Origin of the sequence: Erythrobacter sp. CCH5-A1 (genome assembly GCF_001557115.1) — a bacterium.
In the GTDB taxonomy this organism is placed as follows: Bacteria; Pseudomonadota; Alphaproteobacteria; order Sphingomonadales; family Sphingomonadaceae; genus Erythrobacter.
In genome coordinates, this window is record NZ_LSKQ01000055.1 from 1 (window position 1) to 364 (window position 364).

A 364-nucleotide genomic window follows, 5' to 3' on the forward strand; every position below is an offset into this window, starting at 1 on the left:
GTTCGGGCACCGTCGACTTTCCGACGCCTATCGGCGTCCGAAACTCTAAACGCTTGCTGAATGTCGGCTTCTGGCGGAAAATCGCAGATAGCTGCCATCGGCGCAATGGGTCCTCACGCAACGTCGGGGTCACTGGAACGAGCCGCCTTCCACGCCCATGGCAGGAGCTCGTCGAGGCGGTTGATGGGATGGCCTTTGCCGATGCGGTCGAGGACGTCGGTCAGCCAGACCTGCGGGTTCACGCCGTTGAGCTTGGCGGTCTCGAGCAGCGAATACATCGCGGCCGCCCGCTCGCCGCCGCAGTCGGCGCCGGCGAACAGCCAGTTCTTGCGCCCGACCGCGATGCCGCGCAGCGCGTTCTCGG

Annotated in this window: 1 pseudogene; it reads right to left on the reverse strand. The window is 65.9% G+C overall.

The features are described from left to right. Positions 1 to 146: 146 nt before the first annotated feature. Positions 147 to 364 (reverse strand): annotated as a pseudogene (locus tag AX708_RS02540) (transposase domain-containing protein); the annotation flags it as partial.